The sequence below is a fragment of the Pseudoalteromonas sp. MM1 genome, from assembly GCF_030296835.1.
Classification (GTDB): Bacteria; Pseudomonadota; Gammaproteobacteria; order Enterobacterales; family Alteromonadaceae; genus Pseudoalteromonas.
The window spans coordinates 204,986-223,450 of record NZ_AP027922.1 but is presented as its reverse complement, the minus strand read 5'-3'; the positions used below and the strand labels follow the sequence as shown (position 1 = coordinate 223,450).

General features: G+C 41.7%; 16 protein-coding genes and 1 riboswitch. Of the genes, 9 read left to right on the top strand and 7 right to left on the bottom strand.

All coding sequences use genetic code 11. The annotated features are described in order from the left end of the window. Positions 1–198 precede the first annotated feature (198 nt). The 4 genes from acnB to QUE46_RS01050 form a co-directional block, all read right to left on the bottom strand. Complete coding sequence (gene acnB, locus QUE46_RS01065) at positions 199–2,796, bottom strand: bifunctional aconitate hydratase 2/2-methylisocitrate dehydratase (RefSeq protein ID WP_286245852.1); 2,598 nt, start codon at positions 2,794–2,796, stop codon at positions 199–201. Positions 2,797–3,105: 309 nt separating this feature from the next. Continuing rightward, the gene (locus QUE46_RS01060) at positions 3,106–4,164 is read right to left on the bottom strand and encodes an OmpA family protein (RefSeq protein WP_286245851.1); all 1,059 of its coding nucleotides are present in this window, start codon (positions 4,162–4,164) and stop codon (positions 3,106–3,108) included. Positions 4,165–4,499: 335 nt separating this feature from the next. Then, positions 4,500–5,906 (bottom strand): YdiU family protein, encoded by a 1,407-nt coding sequence (locus tag QUE46_RS01055; protein ID WP_286245850.1) that lies wholly within the window; start codon positions 5,904–5,906, stop codon positions 4,500–4,502. A gap of 2 nt (positions 5,907–5,908) precedes the next feature. Then, entirely contained in the window at positions 5,909–6,613 is a 705-nt protein-coding gene (locus tag QUE46_RS01050) for a DNA-3-methyladenine glycosylase I (protein ID WP_286245849.1), read from the bottom strand. A 191-nt stretch (positions 6,614–6,804) separates the two neighbouring features. Next, positions 6,805–7,001, top strand: a riboswitch (Lysine riboswitch). A 128-nt stretch (positions 7,002–7,129) separates the two neighbouring features. Between QUE46_RS01050 and dapA the strand changes: the two genes are divergently transcribed. From dapA to QUE46_RS01025, 5 genes are all read left to right on the top strand, one after another. Further along, complete coding sequence (gene dapA, locus QUE46_RS01045) at positions 7,130–8,014, top strand: 4-hydroxy-tetrahydrodipicolinate synthase (protein ID WP_286245848.1); 885 nt, start codon at positions 7,130–7,132, stop codon at positions 8,012–8,014. A 15-nt stretch (positions 8,015–8,029) separates the two neighbouring features. Then, positions 8,030–8,770 carry a 2,3,4,5-tetrahydropyridine-2,6-dicarboxylate N-succinyltransferase gene (locus tag QUE46_RS01040; RefSeq protein ID WP_006791320.1) on the top strand — a complete coding sequence of 247 codons (741 nt, stop codon included), beginning with the start codon at positions 8,030–8,032 and terminating at the stop codon, positions 8,768–8,770. Then, entirely contained in the window at positions 8,770–9,975 is a 1,206-nt protein-coding gene (locus QUE46_RS01035; RefSeq protein ID WP_286245847.1) for a PLP-dependent decarboxylase, read from the top strand. The genes QUE46_RS01040 and QUE46_RS01035 overlap by 1 nt, the downstream gene beginning before the upstream one ends. Before the next feature lie 5 nt (positions 9,976–9,980). Next, a complete protein-coding gene (locus tag QUE46_RS01030; RefSeq protein WP_286245846.1) occupies positions 9,981–11,102 on the top strand; it encodes a succinylglutamate desuccinylase/aspartoacylase family protein in 1,122 nt (373 codons plus the stop codon). Positions 11,103–11,309: 207 nt separating this feature from the next. Further along, a complete protein-coding gene (locus QUE46_RS01025; protein WP_286245845.1) occupies positions 11,310–12,344 on the top strand; it encodes a phospholipase A in 1,035 nt (344 codons plus the stop codon). Positions 12,345–12,410: 66 nt separating this feature from the next. Here QUE46_RS01025 and QUE46_RS01020 read toward each other — a convergent pair whose 3' ends face one another. Then, the gene (locus tag QUE46_RS01020) at positions 12,411–13,304 is read right to left on the bottom strand and encodes a bifunctional GNAT family N-acetyltransferase/hotdog fold thioesterase (protein WP_286245844.1); all 894 of its coding nucleotides are present in this window, start codon (positions 13,302–13,304) and stop codon (positions 12,411–12,413) included. A gap of 312 nt (positions 13,305–13,616) precedes the next feature. Here QUE46_RS01020 and QUE46_RS01015 point away from each other — a divergent pair, with 312 nt between their 5' ends. Beyond that, entirely contained in the window at positions 13,617–14,330 is a 714-nt protein-coding gene (locus QUE46_RS01015) for a spermidine synthase (protein WP_286245843.1), read from the top strand. On the opposite strand, the gene dtd is transcribed toward QUE46_RS01015, so the two are convergent. Beyond that, entirely contained in the window at positions 14,327–14,764 is a 438-nt protein-coding gene (dtd, locus tag QUE46_RS01010) for a D-aminoacyl-tRNA deacylase (RefSeq protein WP_286245842.1), read from the bottom strand. The genes QUE46_RS01015 and dtd overlap by 4 nt on opposite strands. Then, a complete protein-coding gene (locus QUE46_RS01005; RefSeq protein WP_286245841.1) occupies positions 14,765–15,667 on the bottom strand; it encodes a virulence factor BrkB family protein in 903 nt (300 codons plus the stop codon). Positions 15,668–15,752: 85 nt separating this feature from the next. Between QUE46_RS01005 and QUE46_RS01000 the strand changes: the two genes are divergently transcribed. The 3 genes from QUE46_RS01000 to QUE46_RS00990 all read left to right on the top strand — a co-directional run bounded on the left by QUE46_RS01000 (position 15,753) and on the right by QUE46_RS00990 (position 18,422). Continuing rightward, complete coding sequence (locus tag QUE46_RS01000) at positions 15,753–16,409, top strand: DUF2959 domain-containing protein (protein ID WP_286245840.1); 657 nt, start codon at positions 15,753–15,755, stop codon at positions 16,407–16,409. A gap of 132 nt (positions 16,410–16,541) precedes the next feature. Continuing rightward, positions 16,542–17,633 (top strand): MBL fold metallo-hydrolase, encoded by a 1,092-nt coding sequence (locus QUE46_RS00995; protein ID WP_286245839.1) that lies wholly within the window; start codon positions 16,542–16,544, stop codon positions 17,631–17,633. Between the two features lie 57 nt (positions 17,634–17,690). Continuing rightward, positions 17,691–18,422, top strand: coding sequence for a CBM9 family sugar-binding protein (locus QUE46_RS00990; RefSeq protein ID WP_286245838.1), 732 nt, complete (start codon positions 17,691–17,693; stop codon positions 18,420–18,422). Positions 18,423–18,465 lie beyond the last annotated feature (43 nt).

Here is an 18,465-nt window from a genome sequence, read left to right as displayed (position 1 = left end):
TAATGCGGAGCTAAAAAATACTTGTTGATTGCTCCCTCAATCATTAACAAATGTTACTGCCACTTATAATTGTTCACTTTTTGTTAATTTTCAACTTTATTTACTAATTATTTTTTTAGAACTTAACTACTGAAAGTTTTGAATTTTATTTTAGCCAATAAAAAACCCGCCTAAGCGGGTTTTTTAAAACAGGTTTAATTATACAGCTTGCTGAATAATTACGTTATCTGCTTTTTTAGTGTACTGAGGCATACGGTGGAAGTTCAAGTAACGGTATGTATCTGCAGCCGTTGCGTTGATTTTCGCCGCGTATTCTTGGTACTCAGCTGGTGTAGGTAATTTACCTAAAATTGCAGCTACTGCAGCAAGCTCAGCTGATGCTAAGAATACATTTGCACCTGTACCTAAACGGTTAGGGAAGTTACGTGTTGAGGTAGAAACAACCGTTGCTTTATCAGCAACACGTGCTTGGTTACCCATACACAATGAACACCCTGGCGTTTCGATACGTGCACCAACACGGCCAAAGATACCGTAGTAACCTTCGTCAGTTAGTTGGTCTTTATCCATCTTCGTTGGTGGAGCTACCCAAAGTTGAGTTGGAATACGACCGCTAAAGCCATCTAGTAATTTACCCGCAGCACGGAAGTGACCAATGTTAGTCATACAAGAACCGATGAATACTTCGTCGATTTTCTCGCCTGTTACATCAGAAAGTAAACGTGCATCATCTGGGTCATTTGGAGCACAAAGGATTGGCTCTTTAATTTCTGCTAGGTCGATTTCTACAACGTGCTTGTACTCTGCATCAGCGTCAGCTTCCATAAGTTCTGGGTTTGCTAGCCACTCTTGCATTGCTGTAATACGACGTTCGATTGTACGTACATCGCCGTAACCTTCAGAGATCATCCACTTAAGCATAACAATGTTAGACTCAAGGTATTCACTGATAGACTCTTTAGAAAGTTTAACAGTACAACCTGCTGCTGAACGCTCTGCTGATGCATCTGATAATTCAAACGCTTGTTCAACAGTTAAATGCTCAACACCTTCGATTTCTAGTACGCGACCAGAGAATTCGTTGATTTTACCTTTTTTCTCTACTGTTAATAAGCCTTGCTTAATACCGTAGTAAGGGATTGCGTGTACTAGGTCACGTAAAGTGATACCTGGTTGCATTTCACCTTTAAAGCGAACCAAAATAGACTCAGGCATATCAAGTGGCATAACGCCTGTTGCAGCTGCAAACGCTACTGCACCAGAACCCGCTGGGAACGAAATACCTAATGGGAAACGTGTATGTGAATCACCACCAGTACCTACTGTATCTGGTAATAACATACGGTTTAACCAAGAGTGAATTACACCATCACCTGGGCGAAGTGAAACACCGCCACGGTTCATGATGAAATCAGGAAGCGTATGGTGTGTGTTTACGTCAATTGGTTTAGGGTAAGCAGAGGTATGACAGAATGACTGCATTGTTAAATCTGCAGAGAAACCTAAACATGCTAAGTCTTTAAGCTCATCACGTGTCATAGGGCCTGTAGTATCTTGCGAACCTACAGTCGTCATTTTTGGCTCACAGTATTGGCCTGGGCGAATACCTGCTACGTTACATGCTTTACCAACCATTTTTTGAGCTAGTGTAAAGCCTTTATCAGACACTTCAGTTACTGCTGGTACTTTAAATACGTCAGTAGCACCTAAACCTAAAGAGGTACGTGCTTTATCTGTTAAACCACGACCAATGATTAGAGGAATACGGCCACCGGCACGTACTTCATCTAAAATTACGTCTGATTTAAGTTCAAAAGTAGAGATAACGTCATCAGTACCGTGGCGCTTAACAACACCTTCGTATGGGTAAATATCAATTTGATCACCCATGTTGAACTCATCAACATTTAACTCGATTGGTAACGCACCCGAATCTTCCATTGTGTTGAAGAAGATAGGCGCTATTTTGTTACCTAAACATACACCACCAACGCGCTTGTTTGGTACGAACGGAATGTCATCACCCATAAACCAAAGCACAGAGTTAGTAGCAGATTTACGAGAAGAACCAGTACCTACAACGTCACCCACATATGCAAGTGGTAAGCCTTTAGTTTTTAATTCTTCTAATTGTGAGATAGGTCCAACTTCACCTGGTTTTTCAGGGTTGATACCATCACGCTCATTTTTTAGCATCGCTAAAGCATGAAGCGGGATATCTGGACGAGACCATGCATCTGGTGCAGGTGATAAATCATCGGTATTTGTCTCGCCGGTTACTTTAAATACAGTAACTGAGATTTTTTCAGCAACAGCTGGTTTGTTAGTAAACCATTCAGCGTCAGCCCAAGATTGAATAATCTTTTTAGCGTGCTCGTTGCCTGCTTTTGCTTTTTCTTCTACATCGTAAAATGCATCAAACATTAACAATGTGTTTGATAGGCCTTTTACAGCGATAGGTGCAAGTGTTTCGTCATCAAGAAGCTCAATCATTGGGGCGATGTTGTAACCACCTAACATTGTACCTAATAATTCTGCTGCTTTTTCTTTAGATACTAATGGAGATTGTGCTTCGCCTTTAGCCACTGCTGCTAAAAAGCCTGCTTTAATGTATGCTGCATCATCAACACCTGGTGGTACGCGGTTGATTAATAAATCTAGGATGAACTCTTCTTCACCTGCTGGTGGAGTTTTAATTAGTTCAATAAGATCAGCCGTTTGCTGAGCATCTAATGGCGCTGGTACGATACCTAACGCGGCACGTTCTTCTACGTGTTTACGATATTCTTGTAGCACAATATTGCCCTCTTGGTGACGTGAAAGTATTCGGTAGCGCCTCATGCGCAAAAAAAAGTAACCCAATACTTATAGTATTCTAACGCGGGATTATAAAGCTTTTATGTATAGATGAAAATCCATCCAGCTAAGCAACTGATTATACCGACTATAAATATTATGAATAGTGGTAAGCGTAAATTCTATTTTCATGAATGTTTGTTAAGTAATAATCATTCTTGTTTAATCAGATCAATACTGCGCATGCTGTTTTAAAGGTATAAAAAAACCCAGCACTAAGCTGGGTTTTTAAAATAAGGTAAGTAACTATTAACGCTTAACTTTTACACGTTCAATAGATTTTACATGTGCTTCTACACGACGGTTTTCAGCGTGAGCTGCTTTAGTGTTAGCTGTGTTTTTAAGACGCTCTTCACCTAAACCTACAGTAGTAATGCGATCTTCAGCAATACCATCTTTAATTAGCTCTTTAGCAACGTCATCAGCACGCTTTTTAGAAAGCATCTTGTTGTAGTTTGCATTACCTACAGCTGAAGCATGACCTTCAAGTAGTACTGTTGTATCTGTGTGCTCTTTTAAGAACTCAGATACTGAAGCGATATCAGTAAAGTACTGTGAACCAACTTCTGCTGAATCATGCGGGAAAGTAACGAGTAAGCTAGTTGTTACTTCACGGTCTTCATATAAAGTACAGCCATCGCCATCAACAGCGTCTGTCATTGGTGTGTTAGGACATTTATCATCTTTATCTAAGATGTTGTCGTTGTCGCTGTCTTTAGGTTGTACAGGTACTTCTACTACTGCTGTAGGCGCTGGCTCTACCGGCTTTTCAGGCATAGAGTTTTGGCCAAATAAGTAGTTAATACCAATTTTAGCACCTACATCTGTGTAACCTTTATCAAGACCTTGATATACCGCAGTTTCAGCGTTTACGAAAAAGCCGTCTGTAATAAAGTGTTGGTAACCAACACCTGCGTTTAAGAATGTGTTGTCATCGACTACGTCCATTTCTTTAATACCGAACAAGCCGTAGAAAGGACCGCCGTCAAGGTGGTAAAGCGCATCAATACCGTAACGCTCGCCGTCAATATTATTACGATTTCCCGCAGCTTTATCGAACGCATTAAAGTCCATATCTGCATACTCAAGGCGTGCGCTCCAGTAATCGCTGAAACGGTAACCTGCTTCTACACCCCAGCCAGTTGACTCGTTTACATCAAGGCCAGCTTGAGCGCGCATGTTTTCCCATGACGCATCATAGTAGTCACCAAATGCACCAATGTAGAAACCTTCTTCTTTATCGGCAGCGAATGTAGACGCGCTAGTTGCAGCTAACGCAATTGCAATTGTAAGTGATTTTAATTTCATTGTTTTCTTCCCATTTTAACAACTTAGAAAATTGTAGCTAATTCTGTACTAGCTCAACCAGTTTTGTACACACTACCCGAGCTTTTGTTAATCAATACTTAACGAAAAATAAAGTTTATAAATTTTTTCAACGATCTACAGGCATTCCAACCACCAATTGTAGGTTAAGTAAAAATTTTTACCTAATCTACAATTAATAAATAATGGTATTTTATAAATAGTTACTTTTTATGAACGTGCACAATACCACTGAGTATATAACTGCTCAATCATTGTACACTGCATTATGTAAAAATGACTATTTATAATCAAAAACTTACATATATTTACAGTACTTAAGTACCGCAAAAAGTTTGATAGCCCTTGTCGTCTTCACCAGTCTCTTGAAAGCGGACTAAATTAGCTGTTTTATCATATGGGTTACTCATCACAGTTAAGAAGTCACTTAACAGTTCACTCTCGCCGTGTTGATTATATTGCGCAAGGATTTCTTCGACGATGTGATTACGCGGTATAACCCTTGGGTTAGCCGCTCTCATTAGGTTATAGCTGTTTTCATCACATCTTTTTTGCCATAACTGGGCCCATTGCGTTAATTCATCTGGTACTTTGCCACCATTTATTGACTCGGTTAAGGCATCAAAGGTATTGGTGTAATCGAGCTTATGCTCTTGAAATAATAATAATAGCTTACTGACAAGTTCCACATCTTCTTCGTTATGACCTGCTAAACCCAGTTTTTGCGCCCACATTTGATTGTACAGCTCGTTAAATAGCGTTGAGAACTGGCTGATTATAGGCGTCATTAAACTTACAGCTTGTTCGTCGTCATCATTTATCAGCGGTATTAGGCTCTCAGCTAATCGTGCGCAGTTCCAGCTCGCTATGTTTGGTTGATTACCATAAGCATAACGACCTTGCTTATCAATTGAGCTAAACACGGTATCAAAATCAAAGCTATTCATCATTGCACACGGGCCGTAGTCGATAGTTTCGCCGCTTATCAAGGTATTATCAGTATTCATTACGCCATGAATAAAGCCCACTCGCATCCAGCTAATAACCAGCGCTAGCTGACTATTTATAACGGCTGCTAAAAAGTCTAAATAGCGCTGTGCCCCTGTTGATTGAATACTTGGGTAATGCCGCTCAATAGCTACATCAGCTAATTTTTTTAATCCCTCGACATCACCTTGAGTTGCTAAATATTGAAACGAGCCAACCCGAATATGGCTACTTGCCAAACGGGTAACAATTGCGCCAGGTTGTGGTGGATTACGATAAACAACTTCACCAGTGCCTACAACAGCCAAACACCGCGTGGTTTTAATGCCTAAGCCATGCATAGCTTCGCTCATAATATATTCACGTATAGCTGGACCTAGTGCGCACCGCCCATCGCCACCTCTAGAATACGGGGTAGCGCCAGAGCCTTTTAATTGAATATCCCACAGCTGGTTTTTATCATCACTTATAGCACCGAGTAAATGTGCTCGCCCATCACCCAAACGTGGTGAAAAGCGCCCAAACTGGTGCCCAGAATAACCAAGCGCTACCGCCTTTATTTGCTGTGGCTCATTGCCTGCAAAGGTACTAGCGCGCAGCTGTGGCTCAACAACTATATTAAACTGCTTAGCTAACGATGCGTTCCACAGCAGCAATTGCGGGGCAGCAACACTTGAGGGTTGATCCTCTATCGCGAAATTATCTGCTATGTCTGTGTATCTTGGCACTAGATTCATGGTTAATCCTCTGTTTGTTGGCTTATGCCTACACGGTTATCGCCCACACTGTAAGCCACAATTAAACTCAGCTCTTGCATGCTTAAACCACTTTGCTTTTGCATTTCGTTAAAAAATGCCTGCGCAGCAGTGAGTGATTTTTTAGTTTGCAGCCCGCCATCAATTATTTTATGCGCTCTTAGGTAACTTTCTACATCCCGCGAAAGTAAAAATGTATCTTTACCAAGCGCTCTTAAAGCATAGGGGCCAGTATTTCCACCTAAACGAGCGCCGTGTTTTTTTAAATGCACCCATAAACCAATAATATTATCTGTTGGCCACTGGGCAATAAACTTGCTAAAACTGCCATGCTCCTGTGCTATTTCGTGGATCATGTAAGCATTTTCAGGAATCGTTTTAACTTTTTTATAATTACGAATAATGCGCTCATCCGTTGCTTTTTGCTCTAGCATATCGGGCGGCATCATTAATAACTTATCAACACTAAACTGCCAAAAAACCTCTCTAAAGCCCGGCCATTTGCTGTTTATTACCGACCAATAAAAGCCACTTTGAAAAACCTTTCGGGTAAATTCTTCAAGCCAGTCGTCGTCACTTAACGTGCTTAACGCTTTTTTAGATAAAGGTTTTGCGAGTAATAACTTAAGCATTTTTTCAGAGCCTTTTCGCTCTACCGCTCGCTTATAAATATCGCTAAATTTTTCCATACTTATTAAATACCTCGCTGCTTATAGGGTTAGTGTACGAGAAAAGCAGCCAATACGTAACCACCGCTATTTTCGATGAGCTAATCTATATTTAGCAGCTTGACACCTAGACGGCTAAAATGTTTTAATCGCCGCAATTACCCTATTTAAATTGTATTTTGTTAAAGCCTTAGCGTTAAAACAAAATACAAAGGGCTAGAAGAGGTGCGTTATTCAGGTAGCGTATGTTAGGAGCGCAAACTCCAGTGAGCATACGCCAGGGGAATACCGCCGAGAGGTAAACGCTTTTGCGAAGCAATTACTTCGGGCGACTAGGTTGAATCCTAGCGACTGTCACCAATAGCAGCTTTAAAGCAGCTTATTAGTTTGGTGGAGAGCTTCTGGTCTTAAATAATAAGGCCGTGCGCCCTATTATTTTAAGCCCATTCGCTCTTCGAATACTGTTCGAACGACGTTAATGCGGCTCACATCATACAGCCTCCTTAATATCTCGAACACCTTATAGGTTCGTAAGAGATGATCAACAACTTCAATTTAGACGACTACGCACTGTGGACAGCGCTTGTTACGCCGTTTGATCAACAAGGTAATGTTGACTACGACACGCTCACAACACTTGTTAGCGAACAAGAAGCGGCACACAACGGTATTTTACTGCTCGGTAGCACAGGTGAAGGCTTAGCCCTTACGCTTAAAGAGCAGCAAGGCATTGTTGAGCACGTGTGCCAATTAAAACCCAGTGTACCGCTTATGGTTGCTGTGGGCGGTAGTAATTTAGCCCAACAAAAAGAATGGGTTAGCTACTGTAACCAATTACCTATTCACAGCTACTTATTAGGCTCGCCTCTTTATGCAAAACCAGGGGCTGTAGGTCAAACACATTGGTACGAAAGCTTATTAAACGAAAGCGCGCATCCGTGTATGTTGTACAATGTACCTGGGCGCAGCGGTGTAAGCATTCCTATCGAAACCATTGAAAACTTAAAAGCGCACCCAAAACTTTGGGCCTTAAAAGAAGCCAGTGGCAACATCACCCAATTTGAAGCATACCGACAAGCCGCGCCTAATTTAGCGCTCTACAGTGGCGACGATGCACTTATGCCCTACTTTGCTCAAGCCGGTGCAAAAGGCTTAATCTCGGTTGCGGCCAATGCATGGCCTTTACAAACACACGAGTTTGTAAAACGTAGCCTAAGTGGCCAACATCCCAATCTATTTGCTCAGTGGACTCGCGCTATTAATAGCCTATTTGCTGTAGCAAACCCTATTCCCGTTAAAGTGCTAATGCACCAACAAGGCCGCTTAAGTAGCCCGTTGCTGCGCCCACCTTTAACACACCTTGAGTTAACGCAAACCGATTGCATTACCACTGCAAACGACACCATTTTATCTTGGCATTAAATACAGGTTTTTATAATGAGCTGGTTAGAACTACTAAATAATTTAGAATCGGGCGCAGTACGCGCAGCATCACAAAACGAAAGCGGCCAATGGGAAGCTAACGTAGAAGTAAAACAAGGCATTTTAGAAGCCTTTAAAAATGGCACTAACACTGAGTTTGCAGGTGGTTTTGTAGATAAACACAACCTTGCACCGCAAGAGTTTAGTACTGACGACGGCGTACGTATGGTACCTGGTGGTTCAAGCGTTCGCCGTGGTGCATACGTCGCTAAAGGCACTATTATTATGCCACCAGCGTACGTAAACATTGGCGCATACATCGACGAAGGCACTATGGTTGATAGCCACGCATTAGTAGGCTCGTGTGCGCAAGTTGGTAAAAACGTACATTTGAGCGCAGCTGTGCAACTTGGCGGTGTACTTGAACCAATTGGTGCAAGCCCAGTCGTGGTTGAAGACGATGCATTTATTGGTGCTGGTTGTGTCATTGTTGAAGGCGTAGTTGTTAAAAAAGGTGCAGTACTGGCACCAGGCGTACGTTTATCTGCAACCATTCCGGTATACGACTGCGTTAATGAGCGTCAGCTTGATAAAGGCGAGCCAATTCCAGAATACGCAATTGTAATACCTGGCTCTCGCCCAGCGTCTAATGAATGGGCTCGTGAGCAAGGCCTAAGCATGTCGTGTGCGTTAATTGTTAAATACCGCGACGAACAAAGCGATGCATCGTTATTGCTAGAAGAGGTTTTACGATAATGAGCTTTTTGAGCACGCCTATCAAGGCCGCCGTAAATACACTTACTCAGCAACTTGATACCCCTTTTTTTGTTTACGACTTAGACAAACTAAACGCACACCTTACCCGTTTAGTTGCGCAAACCGATGTAAAGCTTTGGTATGCAGTAAAAGCCAATCCGCTTTCTAAGGTTATTCAATGCCTAGACAGTGCAGGCTTTAACTTTGACGTAGCAAGTAAAGGTGAGCTTGAACAAGTACTTGCACAAGGTATTAGTTCGCAGCGCGTGCTCAACACAGGGCCTGCAAAGAGCCCTAAACAAATTAAACACTTTATTGAGCGCGGCGTGCGTATTTTTGTTGCCGAAAGCCTCAATCAAGTACGTTGGTTAAACCAACAAGCGCAGCTGCAAAATACGCAGCTGCAAGTATTACTGCGTGTACAACTACGCTGGCCTGAAGGTGAAAAAAACCCACTAGGCGGCGATAGCCTAACTCCGTTTGGGCTTGGCTGCGATGAATGGCAAGCGCTCAATACAGGCGATTACCCAGCACTTAATTTTGATGGCCTGCATATTTTTCAGTGGGGCAACATGCTTAGCACGCAAAAGCTAAGCGAACTGTGGTCGCAAATGATTGCACCGCTTACAGCCCTTGCCAATAACTTAAATATAAACCTTAAAATTTTAGATTTAGGGGGCGGTTTAGGTATCCCTTACACATCAAACGATGCAACACTTGAGTGGGATGACCTTATAGGCGCGCTTGCTAAAATTAAAAAAGATGCAGGTGTAGATGAACTCTGGATGGAGCTTGGCCGTTACGCTGTAGGCGAATGCGGTCATTACGCTAACCCTGTAGTTGAGTGCAAACAAAACTACGGCCAACAGCAAGTGATTTTAACCGGTGGCATTAACCACCTATTGCGCCCTGCAGTTACAAGCCAAGATTTTCCTGCGGCGTTACTGCGCGAATCAACAGCGCCAAAACAAGCAATGAGCCTATATGGCCCATTATGCACAGCCCTTGATTGTTTAGGCGAGCACACCCTACCAAGCGATTTAAACGAGCAAGACTGGCTGGTATTTAGCCAATGTGGCGCCTATGGTTTTACCGAAAGCATGCCCTATTTTTTATGCCATGAACTGGCAGCAGAATACGTGTTACACAATGGTGAGCTCACCTGTGTACGCCAAGCAGAAGATGCCAGCCACTATTTAAGGTAATAAACATGAGCATAACAACACCCATTAGCCAAGAAAATATTGTAGTAGGGGAAGTGGCAAACGGCTTACCACTCACTATTCCTGTGTATCGCTTAAAAGGCAATGGCAGCGGACCAAGTGTTTATATTCAAGCAAACATGCACGGCGCTGAAGTACAAGGTAACGCGGTTATTTTTCAGCTCTTAGAGCAATTAAAACAGCACAATTTAAAAGGCGACATTACCTTAGTACCTTATGCTAACCCTATTGGCTGTAATCAAAAATCAGGGGAATTTACCCTTGGCCGATTCGACCCGATTACCGGCACTAACTGGAACCGTATGTATCACTATAATAGTGATTTAGTCACCCAGTTTGCACACGATCATAGCCAGTATGACGATGCAGCTTTAAAAAGTAACTTTAAACAAGCCCTGCTTGATGAAATAGACACTAAACTTAACGGCCCAGCTTATTTACTTAATACGGGTAAACGCATTGCGCTTAACCTGCAAAAGCTTGCACACCAAGCCGACATAGTTCTTGATTTACACACAGGGCCTATTTCAAGCAAGCACTTATATTGCCCAACGTATGCAACCGACAGCGCCCGTTATTTTAATATAGAACATGTACTGCTGATCCCAAGCGACTTTGATGGCGCCATGGACGAAGCCAGCTTTTGCCCATGGTGGCATCTAAGTGATGCACTTAGTGCAAAAGGTAGGGACTTTAACGTACAAGTTGAAGCCTTTACAGTAGAGCTTGGTAGCCAAGAAAAAATAGACTTAAAAGAAGCACTCAACGATGCAAATAGCATATTAAGCTATTTAAATCACAAAAATGTGTTAGAAGATGCACCACACAAACCGAGCAATATAACCCGCTACGCATGTCATTTAGATGACTACTTTGCTTACTACGCCCCTATTGGCGGTATGGTTGAATATGTAGCCCCACTAGGTGGGCAAATTAAAGCAGGCGAGCCTATTGCACATGTTTTGCGTATGGAGCGCTACTTGAGTGAGCAACCATTACAAACATTAAGCCTTGATTGCGATGCAATTGCTATTTTGCATTTTGCCTCGGCAAGCGTAAACCAAGGTACTGAGCTTTATAAGTTTTTTACCAACGTATTTGAGCTATAACACTTGTTGTAGCTCCCCCTTCTCATTGCGTGAGAGTAAGTTACTTAACTTACTAAAAAAGCGGCTTTATGCCGCTTTTTTTTGATCTGTGATAACCGTGTAAACGTAAAGTAATCAAATAAGTGTAAATTCAGTGAAAGTTCACCGTTACATATGTAAAAACACGTTATAATTTATAAATCTACCCTACTCTCAAAGGAATATACAATGAGCTGGCGTTATTGGATTGCACTCACGGCTTTACTTAGTACTCCCACTTTTGCCCAACAAGAGGTGAAAGAAAACGAACAAGACAACGATATAGAGCTTGTTAAGCAATGTATTTTAAACGAAGTAATTGGTGGCGATGGTAAGCAAACCCTAGACGACCTTCGTAAAAAATGTTCAGCGCTTGAGGAAAACAAACAACTTACCGCACTTGATAAACGAAAAGCCCGCGAAGAAGTAAGTAAAAAAAACCGTAACGTAATTACGCCACATAAACGTAACTATATTTTGCCACTGTCGTATGTATCGCACCCTAACGATCGACCGTTTGATGGCTTTGACGAGTTAACCGATGAAGAAAATGGCGAGCCGCTCGATAATCTTGAAGCTAAATACCAGCTTTCTATTAAAGTACCGCTGTTTGATGATTTTGCAGATGATGACCAAGCCATATTTTTTGGCTTTACACTGCAGTCATACTGGCAAATATATAACTCAGAGATTTCGTCTCCATTTCGTGAAACTAACTACGAGCCAGAAATTTTTTGGGTAAATTACCTAGACCAAGAAAACGTACTGTGGGGCGACGAGATGGCCATCGCGCTGGGTATTTCGCATCAGTCTAATGGCCGCAGCCAACCTAACTCTCGTTCGTGGAACCGTATTTACGCTGATTTCATTTGGGAAAATGAAGGCTTTGTGTTTAGCTTTAAGCCTTGGTACCGCATTGCTGAAGATGAAAAAGACGATCCATTAGAAGCCGATGGCGATGACAACCCTGATATTTACAAATACATGGGTTATTTTGAATTTAGCGGCGCGTACCGCTATCACGATCATGAGTTTAGCTTTATGACTCGTAATAATTTAAATTCAGATAATCGTGGTGCGATTCAACTTGATTGGTCATTCCCACTCTGGGGGCGCTTACGTGGCTATGCTCAGTACTTTAACGGCTACGGTGAGAGCTTAATTGATTACAACGCCGATATTGAGCGTATTGGTGTCGGTATATTATTAACTGATTTGTTATAAAATCAGTGCATAAAAAAACCAAGCATTAATTACTTAGTGCTTGGCTTTTTTGTAATTAAAGGCTCGCTATTTTTTAACGGCAAACACACCTTCAAACTCTGCTACTACATTATCACCATCATAAATAGTTACTGGCACTTCGTAACTTGTTTTACCATCGGTTTCTAAGTCGCTGAGTTTACCTTTACACGTTTGTAAATCTACACACCCTTTAGGGTCAGTATTAAGTGGTTTTAAGTACTTAATGCTCGCATCGGCCAGCACTATATTACCCTCAAGCCCCGCTTCTTTAAGCGCTAAATACGTTGCACCCCAACCAGTAAGCGTTGCTAAACTATAAATAGAGCCTGCAAACATGGTGTTATGTAAGTTTAAGTTAGCATCTAAGTCTGCGCTGGTTGTAAATTGCCAATCGGTGTAGCTCTCTACTTTAATACCCATTGCATCACTAATGGGGATAGATTCGCGCCAAATATTTTGCAGCACTTGGGTCCAATCAGGGTGACGAAACCAGCCTGGCTCGCTTGGTTTTTGTTTTACCATTTTATAGTGTTGTACATCGCCATACGCTAAATGTGCTTTTTCTTTTAGCTCGTAGCCGTGGCGCTTATAAAACTCAAGTGCACGTTCGCGAGCAAATAATACTAGCTCACCTGCGTTTTGAGTCCATGCTATTTTTTCAAGCTCATGCAATAAACGGCTACCAATATGCTGGTTTCTGTTACCTTCAGCCACAGCCATGTAACGCACTTGCGCTTGTTCATGGTTATTAAAGTGCAAACGGGCAACACCCAGTACATCGCCTTCTTTATTTTTTATAAAGCGATGCTCAGAATCTTGTTCCATATCGTCTTGTTCAGAGCCTCGCGGCTCATTCCAAGGGGCGCGCAGTACTTCCCAGCGTAATTGATAATACGCTTGCCAGTCTTCGCTGCTTTGGGGTGTAGTTACCTGAAACATATATACTCCTGTTGTTTTGCCGTAAAAATGAAGGCTACGGCATGTAATCCAACTGAATAACTCTTTAACCCACACTCTGGTTATTAAAAACTAAAAAATTAAAGATTAAGTTGGTTGAGATTATTATGGCAAATACCATACTCCATCTTTTAAACACTGCCAATACGACTTTGGTAAGCGAGCGTAAAATAACTAATTTAAAGTGTGAACACTAAATCTACCTTTAGCGCTGCTTTAAGCGCTAACTAGGTTAAATAATTTGGCTTAACTACAATTTTAGTTAACTATTTTACCCAGAGCACCATGTAGTTTATGCTAAATGTTATGAGCGACTTTATAGCCCCTTCAACAGGCGTAATTACTGGCCACTTTATTAGCCGCAGCCAAGCTATTGGTGAGCTTGTTTACTGGCACAAATACGCAGGCGATCACATACAGGTTCGCCAGTATGGGCAGCTGCGCTGGCTACTAATTAACGATACTTTGCAATCGGTAATAGAGCTTAACAATCCTCAGCGCCTGCTATTTCCACATTTAACCTATTTGGCTAAGCAGTGGCAAACTTTGGCAGCGCCAAATCGTGTACTAGAGCTAGGCCTTGGCGGCGGTGCTATACGTAATTACTTACAACATACCTATCCACACGTTCAAATAACATCCGTTGAGAAAAACGCTGATATTATCGCCTGCTATAGCGATTTTTTTGCCATAGAAAAACAAGCTAATGTGGTATGCGATGACGCGCAAAATATACTTAGCAAAGCACATAGCAATGACTGGATTATTCTAGATTTATTTAGCCAAATAGATGCACCGCGGTTTTTATTCGAACGGGCTTTTTATCAAAGAATATATGATGCGCTCAATGTGGGTGGCACACTATTTATTAACTTTTTATCGCAGCATGAGTCGCAGTTAATTCAATTGCAGCAGTTATTGCTAAATGTATTTGGGGTAAAAGTAAGCCCGCATAAAGTAGCAGGCTTTGTTAATCATATCGTTATTGTTACTAAATCTGATAATTAAACCGATAAGTTAAAGGTAACAGGTCCATCGTTACACAGGCTCACTTGCATATCGGCGCCAAACTCTCCTGTTGCCACGCTAATACCTTGAGCTTTGGCTTGCGTTACAAAGTACTCGTAAAGCTCGTTAGCTTGGCTAGGTGTGGCAGCTGATGAAAAGCTCGGCCGCATGCCTTTTTTGGTGTTAGCCGCTAATGTAAATTGCGAAACCACTAATAACTCTCCACCTATATCTTTTAGGCTTAAGTTCATTTTGTCGTTTTCATCGGTAAAAATACGGTAATTACTTACTTTATGCAGTAGCTTATCGGCTGCTTGTTCATCATCTGGTTTTTCTACACCTAAAAGCAGTAATATACCTTGTTCTATTTGGCCAATTACTTGGTTATTAACTTCTACTTTTGCGTGTTTTACGCGCTGTATTAACCCTTGCATTTAATGCGTATCCTTTAAGTTTAGCTCTTCTTCAAGTTCAATTTCTGGGGTATCTTCAATATCATTTGGGCTAATACATGCTGTAAATTCAGCGCCTAGTAACACCACCACCCAAGATAAATACACCCACACAAATAAAATAGGTATGGTCGCAACAGCACCGTAAATTACTTCGTACGATGGAAAGTGACTAATGTAAAGTGCAAAGCCTTTTTTAGTCAGTTCAAATAAAACTGCCGCAAAAAGCGCGCCTGGTAGTGCAGCCCTAATAGAGACAGGTGTATTAGGCACTAAGGTATATAACATTAAAAAGCCAATCATCGAAAAACCATAGGGTACCAGCTTTAATAAAAAGCCACTAAACCCAGGAATGCCCTGATCGGCAAACGAAACCAACGACACAATATACGAAGTAACACCAATACTTGCACCCAGTAGCACCGGACCTAGGCTTAATACCATCCAATAAACAGCAAAAGAGATCATCATAGGGCGTTTTTTCTTAATTCGCCAAATGCGATTAAGCGTGGCATCAACATTACGTATCAGCAGCAGCGCAATCGCTGCTAAAAAACCAATACCGACTGCTGTCATTTGGTTTGCATTGCCCGCAAAGGAGCTTATGTGCTCTTTAATGACATCTGACGAGGTAGGTACAAAGTTAGTGAATAAAAAGCTTTCTATGGCTATGCGGGTCGACTCAAACCCCGGAAAAGCCGAAAATATTGCCACACCTACCGCAATTAAAGGCACTAACGAAAGTAAAGTAACATAGGCAAGGTAGCCAGCATTCACTGTAATTTGATCGTCGATACAGCGATTAACATACTGCATCCACCAGCCTGGCTGCTGCCTTAAAAAGGAGATAGCTTGCTGTTTATAAAGGGAGAGCTTATCATTCATACAATTGACTTATGCTAATTGAATTTTGATTATGATAACAATCAGCACCATAATTTACAGCACTTACTAGTAAATAGGGAACCAAATGAAAAAACAAACTTTACTTAGCGCATCGGTTTTGGCCATTACGCTTACCTTATCGGGCTGTCAGTCGGCCTATTATTCAGCGATGGAAAAAGTAGGTGTACATAAGCGCGACATTCTTATTGACCGCGTAGAGGAAACCAAAGATTCACAGCAAGAGTCGCAAGAAGAATTTCAATCCGCACTTGAGCGCCTAACAACCTTAATTAATTTTGATGGCGGCGAGTTACAAGATGCCTACAACCAACTTAACGACGATTACGAGTCGAGCTTAGCCGCGGCTAACGAAGTATCAAGCAACATTAATAAAGTAGAAGACGTAGCCGAGGCTTTATTTGATGAGTGGAGTGATGAGTTAGAGCAATATAAAAGTGCCTCACTTAAACGCGAAAGCAGTAAAAAGTTAGCTGCAACACAGCGCCAATTTAGCCAGTTACTGCGCTCTATGCGCAGCGCCGAGAGCAAAATGGAACCAGTATTATCTTCTTTACAAGATAACGTACTGTACTTAAAGCATAACTTAAACGCACAAGCGGTTGCCGCTATTAAAGGTGAATTCACTAACCTTAAACGCGACATTCAAGTACTGATGAATGACATGAATAAATCAATTGCCGATTCGAACAAGTTTATTGAGCAAATGAATAGCGCTGGCTAATTAGTTTAAACCCGTTTACTAAGCCTGCTAAATTGCAGGCTTTTTTAATGTTACTTTTTGTTACCTTTGAACTATATGCTAATGCGCTGCTGTTGTTATACTTTAGTAAAAACAATAACTAGAACAATAAAAATGAAGTACAAAGCTATCACCCTAATACTTGCATCAACACTGCTTAGCGCTTGCGAAACCGCTAATCGCATTGAGGTGATTGCAGGGGAAAATACCATTACTCCGCTACATCAAGATGGCGATCGCAAAGGCCGCTACCACAACCTCTACCCAGGTAAAAAAACGTACCTAACCACCTGCGAAACCGACTGCTACCCGCCTAGCCCTAAATTACAGTGCGAAAAAGACAGCAAAAACTGCCAATTTATTGCTGAGCAAAACCCCATTAATTTAAATACGGGCTTTACTTTACGCTGGCTGGGGCACGCTGGGTTTATGGTTCGCACACCGAACGGGCAACACGTGCTATTTGACCCTGTAAAAGAGCAATTTGATTCCCCTGTTGATTTAGCCTTTAGGTTAGCCTCAGGGTTTTACAGGCAACCCGGCGATTGGCTTACACAACACGAGCTTAAAAACTTAAGTGCAGTGATGTACTCGCATATTCATTACGATCATTTTAATAAAGCCGATATAAAAGAGCTTGGTAATAAACCTCGCTACTTAACGCCACTCGGTTTGGCCGACAACTTCCCTACTGGCGGATTTAACATTAGCGAAATGGCTTGGTACGCAAAAACACAATTTAATGATTTAACAATTCACGCCTTACCAGCGCATCATTTTAGTAGCCGTATATTAGTGCCTTTTATTTATGAAGATAACGATAAAGACCTTTGGAATGGCTGGTTACTTGAGCAAAACGGCAATACCTTATTTTTTGCAGGCGACACCGGTTATTCAAAGCACTTTAAAGACATTCAACAAAAATATGGCGATATAGACATATGCCTACTGCCCATAGCCTCGTATTACAGCGAAGAGAGCCCCAAATGGTATCGTTATGTGCACACTACACCTGAGGATGCACTTACCGCATCACAAGATCTTAACTGCAAAGTAATGATACCGTGGGGTTATGGTAACTCAAGTTGGAGAATGGGCGATCACACTAGCCATTCAGCCTTGCTGCGCTTATTACATATGGCTGATGAAATGAACACTCAAACGCCGCTATATATTCTCAACGAAGGCGAAAGTATTTCACTGTAACTCATTGCTCAACTGCTTTAGGATGATTGTTATATCAATAAAAGTTTTGAGAAACTCATGAAAAAACATTTTTTAGCGTTAGGCTGTTTATTAAGTACACCGGTCATGGCCATAGATGTAGCGCATACCTCTACACCTATAACTGTTGATGGCGTATCTGAAAGTGCATGGAATGAAGCAACATGGCATGACATGCCTCATTTAATGGATGGTACATTGCCCTCATCAGATGCAGATTTTAAAGGCCGCTATCGTTTATTATGGGATAAAAATTATTTATACCTTCAAGCTGACATTGTGGATGATGTGTTAATTGATACACACCCAGACCCAACCGTAAAATATTGGGATGACGATGCGCTGGAAATTTTTATCGATAGCGACGCCTCAGGCGGTATTCATCAGTTTAATCATACCGCGTTGGCCTATCATATTGGCCTTGATAACCAAGCCGCCGATTACGGCCCTGATAAAAAAGCCCATTTATACACCGACCACTTACAGAGTAACTGGAAGCGTAATACCCAAGCGCCTTATAATATTACCTGGGAAGTCGCTATAAAGCTCTACCCTAACGATTACCAAGAAGGCGTTGTAAACACACCCATTACACTTAGCGAAAACCAAGTTATTGGTTTTATGCTCGCGTATTGTGATAATGATGGCAGCGAAATACGCGAGCACTTTATGGGCTCCCATGAAGTACAACCAGTCAATGGCGACAGAAACCGTGGTTTTATAGATGCAGACGTATTTGGCAAAATCACCCTGCTGCCAAAAAGTAAGTAACCATTAATACAATAATTGAAAACGTTGGGTCGAGCACAGCGAA